This is a genomic window from Bradyrhizobium sp. 142 (assembly GCF_023074015.1).
Lineage (GTDB): Bacteria > Pseudomonadota > Alphaproteobacteria > Rhizobiales > Xanthobacteraceae > Bradyrhizobium.
The window spans coordinates 16735-29725 of the sequence record NZ_JADPKQ010000424.1 but is presented as its reverse complement, the minus strand read 5'-3'; the positions used below and the strand labels follow the sequence as shown (position 1 = coordinate 29725).

The following is a 12991-nucleotide window of genomic DNA, read 5'->3' as shown; positions in this document are numbered from 1 at the left end:
ACTTTACCCGCTCAGCCACAGATCAGGCGACGAAATTGCCGCCGAGCTCGTCTTCGATGTGAATGCGGATGATGTCGTCGAAGGACTTCTCGGCGGTGGTGAAGCCGAGCTCGAGCGCCCGCTTTGGGTTGAAATTACGCGGCCAGCCGCCGACGATGCCGACGATGAAGGGATCCGGCTCCCGCTTGATGCGGGCGGCGACCTTGTCGCCCGCGACCCGCCTCAGCGCCGCGATCTGCTCGCCGACCGTGGCCGAGAGGCCCGGCATGGTCAGGTTGCGGCGCGGGCCGACCGCGGCCAGATCCATGGTGCCGGCATGGAGCAGGAAGCCGACGGCGGAGCGCGGCGTCGCATGCCAGTGGCGGACGTCCTCGGAGACCGGCAGCACGGCCTCCTTGCCGGCGAGCGGCTCACGCAGGATGTTGGAGAAGAAGCCCGATGCCGCCTTGTTAGGCAGGCCGGGCCGGATGCAGATGGTCGGCAGGCGGATGCCGATGCCGTCGAGGAAGCCGCGGCGCGAATAATCGGCGAGCAGCAGTTCGCCGATCGCCTTCTGGGTGCCGTAGCTGAGCAGCGGCGTGTGGAAGAATTCATCTCCGATCGCGTCCGGGAACGGCGCGCCGAACACCGCGATCGAGGACGTGAAGACCACGCGCGGCTTGTAGCCACCGCCCGCCAGCCGGATCGCGTCGAGCAGCATCCGCGTTCCGTCAAGGTTGATGCGGTAGCCCTTGTCAAAGTCGAGCTCGGCTTCGCCCGAGACGATCGCGGCGAGATGGAAGATCACGTCCGGGCGGCCGGCGATCAGTTTTTCAGCCGCACCTAGGACGGCAAAGTCGCCCGACACCGTCTCGACGGCAAAACCGGCCTTTTCCGGCTTCTTCGGCTCGACCACATCGTGCATGGTCAGTTTGGTGATGTCGCTCTTGCCGAGACGGCCGTCGCGCAACAGCCGTTCACACAATTTGCGGCCAACCATGCCGGCGGCGCCTAGAACCAGAATGTGCAAGAGCCTACTCCTTATTATTGGCCGGAACGCGTTTGTTGGCCGGAACGCGCCGCTCCTGGCACGTTCGCTTCAGTTTTTCCCTTGGCGCGCTCTCAAGGCAGGGGCCCCGCGGTTATTCCTTCACGGCGCCGGTCATTGCCGACACATAATGCTCCACGAAGAAGGCGTAAAGGATGACCAGTGGCAGCGAGCCGGCCAAGGCACCCGCCATCAGCGAACCCCAGCGGTAGATATCGCCATCCACGAACTCGTTGACGATCGCGACCGGCACCGTCTTGTTGCTGGTCGATTGCAGGAACGTCAGCGCGTAGATGAACTCGTTCCAGCACAGCGTGAAACAGAAGATAAAGGCCGAGATCAGCCCGGGGATGGAGAGCGGCAGCACGATCTTGACGAGGATCTGCCAGCGGCTCGCGCCATCGATCAGCGCGCATTCCTCGAGTTCGAACGGGATGGTCTTGAAATATCCCATCAGGAGCCAGGTCGAGAATGGGATCAGGATGGTGGGATAGGTTAGAATCAGGGCCATCGGCGAGTCGAATAGGCCGTACTGGAACACGACGGTGGCGAGCGGGATGAACAGGATCGAGGGCGGCACGAGATACGCGAGGAAGATCAGCCCGCCGACCATGCTCGCGCCCTTGTAGCGCAGCCGCACGATGGCATAGGCCGCGAGCACCGATGCAATGATCGAGAGCACGGTGGCGCACACTGCCACATACATCGTGTTCCAAAGCCAGTGCGGGTAGTAGCTCTCGAACAGCAGCTTATGGAAGTGCTTGAAGGTCGGATTCCAGGTCCAGAACGGATTGTACTTATCCAGATCGAGCAGTTGCTCGTCCGGCTTGATCGAGGTCAAAGCCATCCAGTAGAACGGGAACAGCAGGATCACGACGATAATCGTGAGCGGCAGATAGAGCGTCACGATCCTGCGCGGCACCGACTGCAGATAGCTCATGCCCTCGCTGTGATCGTCCTTCGCCGCCGTCGGAGAGGATCCCGACAGCACGGCCTTGAGATCAATGGACCTGGTGGGCAGATCAGTCATTGTTCTCTCCCTGCTGCCATTTCCTGCGCTGCAGGCCGAACCACGAAACCATGATTGCTGCAAGTAGGAAGGGGATCATGGCGCTCGAGATCGCAGCCCCCTCGCCCAACTGTCCCGCGATGATGGCGCGCTGGTAAGACAGCGTCGCCATCAGATGCGTAGCGTTGACCGGCCCGCCGCGCGTCATCGCCCAGATCAGCTGGAAGTCGGTGAAGGTGAAGAGCACCGAGAAGGTCATGACCACTGCAATGATCGGCGTCAGCAACGGGTAAGTGATGTGCCGGAACATCTGCCAGCGCGTGGCGCCGTCGAGCGTGGAGGCCTCATAGAGCGACGGCGAGACGGTCTGAAGACCCGCGAGCAGCGTGATCGCCACGAACGGCACGCCGCGCCAGATATTGGCGAAGATCACGCATATCCGCGCCCAAGTGGTGTCACCGAGGAAGTTGATGTTCTGGCTGATCAGGCCGAGATGCCTCAACGACCACGAGATGATCGAGAATTGCGAGTCGAAGATCCACCAGAACGCCAACGCCGACAGCACTGTCGGCACGATGAAGGGGATCAGCACCATGGCGCGCAGCATCGCCTTGAACGGCATGTTCTCGTTCAGCAGTAGCGCGAGATAGAGCCCGATCGCGAATTTGATGGCGCTGGCGACGGAGGTGTAGAGCAACGTGTTGAACACCGACAGCCAGAAAATGGAATCGTCCCAGAGCCACTCATAATTTTCCGTGGCTATGAAGTGCCCGACCCGACCGATGCGAGTGTCCGTGAAGGACAGCCAGATGCCCAGTCCCAGCGGATAGGCCAGGAAGAAGATCAAGAATCCCATGGCCGGCACCATGAACCAGAAGCCGAGCCAATTGCGGTTGTGCTTGAGCCGGTCCCAGGCGCTCGCCTCCACGACCTTCGGGTTGGCGTCCCTGGGTGCAAGTGCCATATCGGCCATGGTCGTATCCCGATTCGATAGAGAAAGCGGGCCGCCCACGGCGGCCCACCGTAGCTCGCGTCGACTTAGCCGCGATAGATGCGCTTCAATTGGCGCTCGGCGTCCGCCATTGAGCCTTTGAGGTCCTTGGCGCCGGTGCAGTAGTTGGCGAACATGTCGACCACGATGAAGTCTGCGATCGCGGTCGCCGCCTTCTCGCCCGGCGTGCCGATGCCCGACGCCGGTAGCGCGCGCTTACTCGCCTGACCGAACACCGCATTCTTCGGATCGGCGGTCCAGACCGGCGCCGAATCATAGGCGTTGAGCGTATGGGTGAGATAGCCGCGGGCGCCCGTCAGCCACTTCTCGAAATTCTCCTTCTCCAGCATGAAGGCAATGAAGGCCTTCGCCGCGTTCGGATACTTCGTGAAGTTGAAGGCGAGGATCGGCACCGCGAGTTGCAGTTCGGTCGGCTTTCCGATTGGCCCCACCGGCCACAACGCGTGATCGATATCTTCGGCGAGATCCTTCTTGCTCGGATCGTCCTTGGCAGCGATATAGATCGAAATGCCGTTCGACGTCAGGAACAATTCGCCCGACAGGAACGCCTTGTTGTTGGAGGAGTCGTTCCAGGATGCCACGCCGGGGATGAAGGTCTCCGACAGTGCCTTGCCGTACTCCAGCGCCTTCGCCGTCTCCGGCGAGTTGATGATGACCTTGTCGTCCTTGTCGACGGTCCAGCCATTGTGGCCCCACAGGATGTTGTGGACCCAGGCATTGGCATCCCCGGTGGCGTGGCCGAGGGCGAAACCCGCCGGGGTGTTGTTCTTCTTCAGGGCCTTGCAGAGCTCGAGATAGGCCGGAAAGTCGGACGGAACTTGCTTGAAGCCCGCCTTCTCGACCGCCGACTTGCGATAGGTCAGATAGCCGCCGACGGTCGCCACCGGAATGCCGAGCCAGTCGCCATCCTTCTTGCAGGTGATGGCCGCAGCTTCGGTCCAGCCGCCGTACTTCTTGCCGAGATAATCGGCAACGTCGTTCATCTTGATGACCTTGGTCGGGAAGAGCTGCGGCAGCGTGTGCAGGCCCCAGGCGAGATCGAGACCCGAACCGGTGTTCGCGGCGACCGACGCCTTCGGCTGCACGTCCTCGAAGGATTCGCTGAACACGTTCATCTCGGTACCGGTTGCGGCCTTGAACGCCGCGACCATGGCATTGAACGCATCGTCTTCTGCCGGCACGAAGCGCTTCCAGCGCATCACCGTCAATTTGGCGCCCGCTTCGGCCTTCCAGGGCGAGTCCGCCGCCCAGGCCTTCGCGAACTCGAACAGTGCCGGCCCGGTCAGTGCGCCGGTGGCAGCCAGCGCCGTTCCGCCTTGAAGCAGAGCCCGGCGGGTAAAGTCTTGCATGGTGTCCTCCCTGTGATGCTTTTTTTGTAGCTTGCTTTATTCAGCTTGCCTTACGTATCGAGCCGTTTCCCTGTCGCCTCGTCGAACAAGTGAACCACGGACGGATCGGGCTTCAGCCGAACCTTGTCGCCGGGGTTGAATTGGTGACGCTCGCGGAAGACCGCGACGACCTGCTCGCCACCGAGCTTGGCAAACACTTGGGTTTCGGAGCCGGTCGGCTCGACCACGACGATCTCGGCTTCGGCACCGTCGTCGGCGATGGTGAAATGCTCGGGCCGGACGCCAAAGACCACAGGACGGCCGTCGGACGCCGCCGGCGCGCTTCGCAGCGGCAGCTTGACCCCGTTCGGTCCTTCGAAGGTCGCAACGCCGTTGGTGCGCACATGGCCCTTGAGGAAATTCATCGCAGGAGAGCCGATGAAGCCGGCGACGAACTGGTTCTCCGGCTTGTCGTAGAGCTCGAGCGGTGTGCCCATCTGCTCGACAATGCCGTCGTGCATGACGACGATCTTGTCGGCCATGGTCATGGCCTCGATCTGGTCGTGCGTGACGTAGACGGTGGTCGTCTTCAGCCGCTGATGCAGCTCCTTGATCTCGGTGCGCATGGCGACGCGCAGCTTGGCGTCGAGGTTCGACAACGGCTCGTCGAACAAGAACACCTGCGGATCGCGCACGATGGCGCGGCCCATGGCGACGCGCTGGCGCTGGCCGCCGGAGAGCTGGCGCGGATAGCGCTCGAGCAGCGGCGACAGCGCTAGAATTTCGGCCGCGCGCTTGACGCGCTTGTTGATTTCGTCGGAGCTGGCATTGCGCAGCTTGAGCGAGAAACCCATGTTTTCGCCGACCGTCATGTGCGGATAGAGCGCGTAGTTCTGGAACACCATCGCAATATCCCGCTCCTTGGGCTGGACATTGTTGACGACGCGGTCGCCGATCGAGATCGTGCCGGAGGTGATGTTCTCGAGGCCTGCGAGCATGCGCAGAAGCGTCGACTTGCCGCAGCCGGAGGGGCCAACCAGGACGACAAACTGGCCGTCCTCGATCGGGATCGAGACTCCGTGCAGGACTTCAAAATTGCCGAACGATTTCCGCACGTCGCGGATTTGCACAGACGACATCTAGCTCCCTCCTTCGACTCGACGACGCAACTGTCGCGCCGCCACCGTCTTGTTTTTTCAGACTTCACCGAACGAAGCCCGACCTACTCGGGCGACATTGTCGGCAGTTTGCGCGGTTTTGGCAATTTGTCTTTGGTTAGTCGTTGGTGGTAGCGCTGTCAACGTTCCTTTGTTTGCGGGATCGACTGTGTTAAGAGCAACATATGGGTCGAAAGCGCACCAAGTCAGGCAAGATCCGGCTGGCGGAAGTCGCTGAGCACGCCGGCGTGAGCCCGATCACGGCCTCCCGCTTCTTTCGCAATCCCGAGGCGCTGTCGGAGGCCAAGCGGGCGCGGGTCGAAAGCGCGGCCAAGGAGCTCGGCTATGTGCCGAACCTCGCCGCACGCGCGCTGGCCTCGCATCGCACCGAGGTGATCGGTGTCCTGATCCCGTCATTGACCAACAACGTGTTCTCCGACGTGCTGCGCGGCATCTATGATGCATCCGAGAGCAGCCGGTACTCGATTCAGCTGTCCAACACACGCTACAGTATCCTCCAGGAGGAAAAACTGCTGCGGCTGTTTCTCGCGCAGAAGCCGGCCGGGCTGGTCGTCACCGGCATCGACCAGACCGCGGAATCGCACGCGATGCTGGAGGCGGCCGACTGCCCGATCATGCAGATCATGGAAATCGGGCCCAATCCCGTCGACATGATGATCGGCTTTTCGCACTATGATGCGGCGCGCGCCGCGATTGCGCACCTGTTCGAACAGGGCCATCGCAGAATCGGATTCCTCGGCGCGCGCATGGACCCGCGGGTGCAGCGGCGGCTCGACGGCTACCAGGCGGCCATGAAGGATGCGGGCCTGTTCGACCAGCGCCTGATCGTTGCCACGGCGACGCCGACCTCCGTCACGCTCGGCGGGGCGCTGTTCACTGATCTGCTGGCCAAGTCGCCCGATATCGATTCGGTGTTCTGCGCCAATGACGACCTCGCGCTCGGCGTGCTGTTTGAATGCCGCCGCCGCGAGATCGCGATCCCCGAGCAGATCGCCATTATCGGATTCAACGACCTGGAATTCATGGCCTCCGCCGTCCCCACCCTCACTAGCGTTCGCACCAACCGCTACGAGATGGGCCGGATGGCCGCCACCATGCTGATCGATGCCATCGAGGGCCGCCGCCCGGAGCAACCGGTGCTCGACCTCGGCTTCAAGGTGATCGAACGTCAGAGTTCGCCAGCGCGGCGTTCGGACAGCAGGCCGGGCGCTTCCGGCGCAGGCGCCGCCAACAAAATGGTAGCGTTACCAAGCAGCCATGACTAGTATCGCATTTGTGAGGAAACCACCCGCCAGCGGGCCTGCGATTTATCGCGCGCGCCGTTGGGCATCGCACAAGCCGACACCCACAGGACCGACGCCCGTGCGTTTGCATTGCAGGAGAGAACAATGACAAAAAAGCCGACCAACGGGCATGCGCCCGCCAGCAACGGCAGCCGCCGCCACCTTCGCTCGCAGGAGTGGTTCAACAACCCGCACAACCCGGGCATGACCGCGCTCTATATGGAGCGCTACCTGAACTACGGCCTCACCCGCGCGGAACTTCAGTCCGGCAAGCCGATCATCGGCATTGCCCAGACCGGCAATGACCTCTCCCCCTGCAACCGCCACCATATCGAGCTTGCACACCGGGTCCGCGAGGGCATCCGCGAGGCCGGTGGCATTGCGATGGAATTCCCGACCCACCCGATCCAGGAGACCGGCAAGCGCCCGACCGCGGCACTTGACCGCAATCTCGCCTATCTCGGCCTGGTCGAGATCCTCTACGGCTATCCGCTGGACGGTGTGGTGCTGACCACGGGCTGCGACAAGACCACGCCGGCCTGCATGATGGCGGCGGCGACCGTGAACCTGCCCGCGATCGTGCTGTCGGGCGGCCCGATGCTGAACGGCTGGCACAATGGCGAGCGCACCGGCTCCGGCACTATCGTCTGGAAGTCGCGCGAGCGGCTCGCCGCCGGTGAGATCGACTACGAGGAGTTCATGGAGATCGTGGCCTCCTCCGCGCCCTCGGTCGGCCATTGCAACACCATGGGAACCGCCTCGACCATGAACGGGCTTGCCGAAGCGCTCGGCTTCTCGCTGCCGGGCTGCGCCGCGATCCCGGCGCCTTATCGCGAGCGTGGCCAGATCTCCTACGAGACCGGCAAGCGCATCGTCGAGATGGTCTGGGAGGATCTGAAACCCTCGGACATCCTGACCCGCAAGGCGTTCGAAAACTGCATCGTGATCAACTCGGCGATCGGCGGCTCGACCAACGCGCCGATCCACATCAACGCCCTGGCCCGCCATATCGGCGTGGAGCTGTCGATCGACGACTGGCAGAAAGTCGGGCACGACGTGCCGCTGCTGGTCAACATGCAGCCGGCCGGCTTCTATCTTGGCGAGGAATTCCACCGGGCCGGCGGCGTGCCGGCCGTGGTGCGCGAGCTGATGAAGCACAAGCGCATCCATGAAGACGCGGTCACGGTGAACGGCCGCGGCATCGGCGAGAATTGCGCCAATGCGCCGAAACCCGACAACGACGTGATCTGGGCTTACGACAAGCCGCTGGTCAAGGACGCCGGCTTCCTGGTGCTGCGCGGCAATTTGTTCGATTCCGCGATCATGAAGACCAGCGTGATCTCCAAGGAGTTTCGCGACCGCTACCTCAGCAACCCGAAGGACCTCAACGCCTTCGAGGGCCGCGCCGTCGTGTTCGAGGGGCCGGAGGATTATCACACGCGGATCGACGATCCCGCGCTCGAGATCGACGAGCGCTGCGTGCTGTTCATTCGCGGCACCGGCCCGATCGGCTATCCCGGCGGCGCCGAGGTCGTGAACATGCAGCCGCCGGCGGCACTCATCAAACGCGGCATCCACTCCCTGCCCTGCATCGGCGACGGCCGCCAGTCCGGCACCTCGGGCTCCCCCTCGATCCTCAACGCCTCGCCGGAAGCCGCCGCCAATGGCGGGCTTGCGATCCTCAGGACCGGCGACCATGTCCGCATCGACCTCAACAAGGGCAGCGCCAACATCCTGATTTCCGACGACGAGTTGAAGAAGCGCCACGCCGAGCTGATGGCCAATGGCGGCTTCAAGCATCCGCCGAACCAGACGCCGTGGCAGGAGCTCTACCGCAACACCGTCGGCCAGCAGTCGACCGGCGCCTGCATGGAACTCGCCACGCGCTACCAGAACGTCGCGGGTGCATTTGGCGTGGCGCGGGATAATCACTGACAGCCACACCGTCGTTATGAGCGAAGCGAAGCAATCCAGTCTGCCCCCGCGGAGAGACTCTGGATTGCTTCGTCGCATCAGTGCAAAATTGCTACGCAATTTTGTCACGAGCTGCTCGCAATGACGAGCCGACAGATACATTCAAGGTGAGGAGAACAAGAAAATGGCAGACCGCCTCAAGGGAAAGCGCGCTGTTGTCACCGCCGCAGCTGCAGGCATCGGGCGTGCGTGCGCCATCGCATTCGCGCGTGAGGGTGCAACCGTCATCGCCACCGACATCAATGAAAGCGGCATCGCGAGCCTGGCGAAGGAAGGCATCGCCGAGACCGCAAAGCTCGACGTTCGCAACACCGCCGACGTCAACGCATTTGCCAAGCGCATCGGCAAGATCGACATCCTGCTCAATGCAGCCGGCCTCGTGCACCATGGCACCATTCTGGACTGCTCGGAGGAAGACTGGGATTTCTCGTTCGACCTCAATGTCAAGTCCATGCACCGGACCATCAAGGCGTTCCTGCCGGCGATGCTGGCGGGCGGCGGCGGCAGCATCGTCAACATCTCGTCTTGCGCGGCGCTGAGACCGCCGGCCAACCGTTATGCCTACAGCGCGTCCAAGGCCGCGGTATCGCTGCTGACGCGCGCGGTCGCGCTCGACTTCATCACCCAGGGCATCCGCTGCAACAGCATCTGCCCCGGCACCGTCGAGACGCCGTCGATGCTCGACCGCGCCGCCGCCCAGGGTCCGCAGGGCAAGGAGATGTTCATCTCCCGCCAGAAAATGGGCCGGCTCGGCACCGCCGACGAAATCGCGTCGATGGCGGTCTATCTCGGCAGTGACGAAAGCGCATTCACGACCGGCGTCGACCTCGTCGTCGACGGCGGTTACATGCTCTGATCACTCCTCATCCCGAGGAGGCGCGACCAGCGTCGTCTCGAGGGACGGACCATGGGCTCCATGGTTCGAGACGCGCGCAAGTGCGCGCTCCTCACCATGAGGGATAGGGAAAGGGATTTCCGCATGAACAAGATCGATCTCAACGGCCGCGTCGCCATCGTCACCGGCGGCGCGCAGGGGTTTGGCCGCGCCATCGTTCAACGCTTCGTCGATTCCGGCGCCAAGGTCGCGATCTGGGATTTCGATGCGCCGCTGGCCGAGAAAGCCGCAAAAGGGATCGGCGGCGAGACCAAAGTCTTCAAGGTCGACATCACCGACACCGCGGGCGTCGAGCAGGCGCGCGATGCGACGCTTGCCGCCTTCGGCAAGATCGACATCCTCGTCAACAATGCCGGCATCGCCGGCGTCAACAAGCCGGTCTGGGAAACCGACCTGGAGGAATGGCGCAAGGTGCTGCGCATCAACCTCGACGGCCCCTTCATCTGCTGCAAGGCGATCGTGCCCGCGATGCTCAAGCAGAAATACGGGCGGATCGTCAACATCGCGTCCATTGCCGGCAAGGAAGGCAATCCGAACGCCTCGCACTATTCGGCCTCCAAGGCCGGCCTGATCGCGCTGACGAAATCGCTCGGCAAGGAGCTCGCCGCGCATGACATCCTGGTCAATGCGGTGACACCGGCGGCGGCCAAGACCGCGATCTTCGATCAGATGACGCAGCAGCATATCGATTTCATGCTGTCGAAGATTCCGAAAGGCCGCTTCGTGCTGGTGGAAGAGCTTGCCGCGATGGTGGCGTGGCTCGCATCCGAAGATTGTGCCTTCTCCACCGGCGCGGTGTTTGATATTTCCGGGGGACGGGCGACGTACTGAGACATTGGCCGCCCGAGGGGGCGGACCATGCGGTTTGGGCGTCGGGATTTTGTCAAGGTCGCAGCGGCCGCGGGCGCGCTGCCGTTGCTTCCGCACGATGTGCTTGCGCAACTCGCGCCCAACCCGCCGAGCATCCGCTCGCCCTCGCCGGCTGAACGCAGCGCCATGGCACGGCTCGCGCACAGCTTCATGGACAAGTACGGCGTGCCGGCGCTGTCCTTTGCGATCGGCTATGCCGGCACTGTTGTCCACGAGGACGCTTTCGGTCTTGCCGATATCGAGCGGAACGAGGCCGTGACGCCGCGGCACCTGTTCCGGATCGCCAGCGTCAGCAAGATGATCACCTCGGTCACGCTTTTCCGCCTAATCGAGGAGAACCGCCTCAAGCTGACGGACCGGGTGTTCGGTCCCGGCGGGCTGCTCGGCACCGACTATGGGCAGCCGCCCTACTCACCCGGTATCGACCAGATCACGCTCGAGCATCTCCTGACGCACGCCGCCGGCGGCTGGAGCAACGACAACCGCGATCCCATGTTTACGCATCCGCGGATGGATCATGCACAGCTGATCGCGTGGACGCTCGCCAACCGGCCGCTGGACCGCCCGCCAGGCCAGCACTACGCCTACTCCAATTTCGGCTATTGCGTGCTGGGGCGCGCCATCGAGAAGCTCACGGGCCAAGCCTATGCCGAGCACGTCCGCACTGAGGTGCTGGCGCGCTGCGGTGTCGCCGACATGACGATCGCGGGCAACACGCGCGACCAGCACCAGGCCGGCGAGGTCGCGCCTATTACGGCCAGGGCGAAGGTCCCTACGACGTGAATGTCAGGCGGATGGATTCCCATGGCGGCTGGATCGCGACGCCGTCAGATCTCGTCCGGTTTCTGATGCATATCGACGGCTACACGAGGCCAGCGAACATCCTGCGGCCGCGCACGATAGAGGTCATGACCACCGCGCCCGCGTACAGCCCCGACTATGCCAAGGGCTTCTGCGTCAACAAATTCGACAATTGGTGGCACAATGGCAGTCTGCCAGGCACCAGCACGATTGCCGTGCGGACCCATGGCGGCTTCTGCTGGGCCGCCTTCACCAACACCAGACGTGGGAATTCGAGCATGGATGGCGATCTAGACAATCTGAACTGGAGCATAGCGCGTCAGGTCGCCGAGTGGCGGGTCGCATGATCCGGGAAGGCGGATGCCTGTGCGGCGCGGTGCGGTTCAAGGCGGAGGGCGAACCGCTGAACGTCCGCATCTGCCATTGCCGCATGTGCCAGAAGGCGATGGGATCGCCCTACTTCGCTCGCGCTCAGTTCGACCAGCGCGCGCTCACGGTCGAGGGAGAGACCGCGCGATATGCATCCTCGGAAAACATCGACCGCGTGTTCTGCAAGCGCTGCGGCACGCGGCTGTTCGCCTGGCGGCGCAACGGCACGCTGGCGGGCGTCGCGCTCGCGACCTTCGACGATCGCAACGCCTTCGCGCCGACCGACCACATCTGGGTCTCGGAAAAGCTCGCCTGGCTGAAGCTCGACGACGGTCTGACGCAATATCCGACGACGATTCCTGCGTAGGCTTCGCCGGCGCCGCCGCTGGCTCGACGCCGAGGCCGCGAGCCTTGCCGATCATTTGCAGCGTGGCATTTCGGAACCTGCCGCCCTATGTTGACTTGAAGCGTCGCTGCACCGCCGGTTTCGCTGGGACGGCTGCAAGGCCGCATGCAAAAAAACCGGGACAGACGAGCCGTGAACATTTCCATTTATGACATTTCCGTCTGGGTGCTGCCGCTGGTGTTCGCCATCACCTTTCACGAGGCCGCCCACGGCTTCGTCGCGCATCGCCTCGGCGACGACACCGCGTCGCAGCTCGGCCGCGTTAGCTTCAATCCGCTCCGGCACATCGACCCGTTCGGAACCCTGATCCTGCCGGCGATGCTGTTGTTTGCGCATTCACCGTTCCTGTTCGGCTATGCCAAGCCGGTGCCGGTGAATTTCCGCAAGCTCAACAACCCCAGGCTCGACATGGTCTGGGTGGCACTGGCCGGGCCGGTCACCAACATCCTGTTGGCACTGGTGGCGGCGCTCGCCCTCCACGCGCTGCCTTGGGCGCCGGCCAACTCGGCGCAATGGATCTTTGACAACCTCAAGAATGCCCTGTTGATCAACGCCGTGCTCGCGGTTTTCAACATGATGCCGATCCCGCCGCTCGATGGCGGGCGGGTCGCGGTCGGGCTGTTGCCCCGACCGCTCGCCCTGCCACTGGCGCGGCTCGAGCCGTTCGGCATGCTGATCCTGATCGCCTTCCTGATCCTGCTACCCTTGGCGGGTTCCCAGTTCGGTCTAAATCTTGATGTTATTTCAGCAATACTACGAACGTTGACCGGTTATGTGATTCAGGCTGTTCTCATTCTGACCGGCAATGCGTAGTTGAAATGCGACACCCGCACACACGC

13 protein-coding genes are annotated in these 12991 nt (G+C 63.1%); 8 read left to right on the top strand and 5 right to left on the bottom strand.

The window, feature by feature from the left end; genetic code table 11:
• Positions 1 to 22: 22 nt before the first annotated feature.
• The 5 genes from denD to ugpC all read right to left on the bottom strand — a co-directional run bounded on the left by denD (position 23) and on the right by ugpC (position 5515).
• The gene (gene denD, locus IVA82_RS39215) at positions 23 to 1009 is read right to left on the bottom strand and encodes a D-erythronate dehydrogenase (protein ID WP_247386568.1); all 987 of its coding nucleotides are present in this window, start codon (positions 1007 to 1009) and stop codon (positions 23 to 25) included.
• A gap of 112 nt (positions 1010 to 1121) precedes the next feature.
• Positions 1122 to 2057 (bottom strand): carbohydrate ABC transporter permease, encoded by a 936-nt coding sequence (locus IVA82_RS39210; protein WP_247386567.1) that lies wholly within the window; start codon positions 2055 to 2057, stop codon positions 1122 to 1124.
• Positions 2050 to 3009 (bottom strand): sugar ABC transporter permease, encoded by a 960-nt coding sequence (locus tag IVA82_RS39205; protein WP_247386566.1) that lies wholly within the window; start codon positions 3007 to 3009, stop codon positions 2050 to 2052. The genes IVA82_RS39210 and IVA82_RS39205 overlap by 8 nt, the downstream gene beginning before the upstream one ends.
• Before the next feature lie 65 nt (positions 3010 to 3074).
• Positions 3075 to 4397, bottom strand: coding sequence for an ABC transporter substrate-binding protein (locus tag IVA82_RS39200; RefSeq protein WP_247386565.1), 1323 nt, complete (start codon positions 4395 to 4397; stop codon positions 3075 to 3077).
• Positions 4398 to 4447: 50 nt separating this feature from the next.
• Complete coding sequence (ugpC, locus tag IVA82_RS39195; protein ID WP_247386564.1) at positions 4448 to 5515, bottom strand: sn-glycerol-3-phosphate ABC transporter ATP-binding protein UgpC; 1068 nt, start codon at positions 5513 to 5515, stop codon at positions 4448 to 4450.
• A gap of 203 nt (positions 5516 to 5718) precedes the next feature.
• On the opposite strand from ugpC, the gene IVA82_RS39190 reads away from it, so the two are divergent.
• The 8 genes from IVA82_RS39190 (at position 5719) to IVA82_RS39155 (ending at position 12965) form a co-directional block, all read left to right on the top strand.
• Positions 5719 to 6819, top strand: a complete 1101-nt coding sequence (locus tag IVA82_RS39190; protein ID WP_247386563.1) for a LacI family DNA-binding transcriptional regulator — start codon at positions 5719 to 5721, stop codon at positions 6817 to 6819.
• Positions 6820 to 6942: 123 nt separating this feature from the next.
• On the top strand, positions 6943 to 8772 hold the full coding sequence (locus tag IVA82_RS39185) for an IlvD/Edd family dehydratase (RefSeq protein ID WP_247386562.1): 1830 nt from the start codon (positions 6943 to 6945) through the stop codon (positions 8770 to 8772).
• 163 nt (positions 8773 to 8935) lie between these two features.
• The gene (locus IVA82_RS39180) at positions 8936 to 9667 is read left to right on the top strand and encodes an SDR family oxidoreductase (protein WP_247386561.1); all 732 of its coding nucleotides are present in this window, start codon (positions 8936 to 8938) and stop codon (positions 9665 to 9667) included.
• Positions 9668 to 9790: 123 nt separating this feature from the next.
• Entirely contained in the window at positions 9791 to 10537 is a 747-nt protein-coding gene (locus tag IVA82_RS39175; protein ID WP_247386560.1) for an SDR family NAD(P)-dependent oxidoreductase, read from the top strand.
• Between the two features lie 27 nt (positions 10538 to 10564).
• Positions 10565 to 11359 (top strand): serine hydrolase domain-containing protein, encoded by a 795-nt coding sequence (locus IVA82_RS39170; protein WP_247386559.1) that lies wholly within the window; start codon positions 10565 to 10567, stop codon positions 11357 to 11359.
• Entirely contained in the window at positions 11356 to 11724 is a 369-nt protein-coding gene (locus IVA82_RS39165) for a serine hydrolase (protein WP_247386558.1), read from the top strand. The genes IVA82_RS39170 and IVA82_RS39165 overlap by 4 nt, the downstream gene beginning before the upstream one ends.
• Positions 11721 to 12113: a GFA family protein gene (locus IVA82_RS39160; RefSeq protein WP_148741199.1), complete on the top strand. Its 393-nt coding sequence runs from the start codon at positions 11721 to 11723 to the stop codon at positions 12111 to 12113. The genes IVA82_RS39165 and IVA82_RS39160 overlap by 4 nt, the downstream gene beginning before the upstream one ends.
• A gap of 171 nt (positions 12114 to 12284) precedes the next feature.
• Positions 12285 to 12965 carry a site-2 protease family protein gene (locus tag IVA82_RS39155; protein ID WP_247386557.1) on the top strand — a complete coding sequence of 227 codons (681 nt, stop codon included), beginning with the start codon at positions 12285 to 12287 and terminating at the stop codon, positions 12963 to 12965.
• The last annotated feature ends 26 nt before the right edge of the window (positions 12966 to 12991 follow it).

Excerpts from the sequence above, each read along its gene's own strand:
- IVA82_RS39210 (WP_247386567.1), bottom strand. The coding sequence starts at position 2,057 with ATGACTGATCTGCCCACCAGGTCCATTGATCTCAAGGCCGTGCTGTCG.
- IVA82_RS39205 (WP_247386566.1), bottom strand. The coding sequence starts at position 3,009 with ATGGCCGATATGGCACTTGCACCCAGGGACGCCAACCCGAAGGTCGTG.
- IVA82_RS39200 (WP_247386565.1), bottom strand. The coding sequence starts at position 4,397 with ATGCAAGACTTTACCCGCCGGGCTCTGCTTCAAGGCGGAACGGCGCTG.
- ugpC (WP_247386564.1), bottom strand. The coding sequence starts at position 5,515 with ATGTCGTCTGTGCAAATCCGCGACGTGCGGAAATCGTTCGGCAATTTT.
- IVA82_RS39190 (WP_247386563.1), top strand. The coding sequence starts at position 5,719 with ATGGGTCGAAAGCGCACCAAGTCAGGCAAGATCCGGCTGGCGGAAGTC.
- IVA82_RS39185 (WP_247386562.1), top strand. The coding sequence starts at position 6,943 with ATGACAAAAAAGCCGACCAACGGGCATGCGCCCGCCAGCAACGGCAGC.
- IVA82_RS39180 (WP_247386561.1), top strand. The coding sequence starts at position 8,936 with ATGGCAGACCGCCTCAAGGGAAAGCGCGCTGTTGTCACCGCCGCAGCT.
- IVA82_RS39175 (WP_247386560.1), top strand. The coding sequence starts at position 9,791 with ATGAACAAGATCGATCTCAACGGCCGCGTCGCCATCGTCACCGGCGGC.
- IVA82_RS39170 (WP_247386559.1), top strand. The coding sequence starts at position 10,565 with ATGCGGTTTGGGCGTCGGGATTTTGTCAAGGTCGCAGCGGCCGCGGGC.
- IVA82_RS39160 (WP_148741199.1), top strand. The coding sequence starts at position 11,721 with ATGATCCGGGAAGGCGGATGCCTGTGCGGCGCGGTGCGGTTCAAGGCG.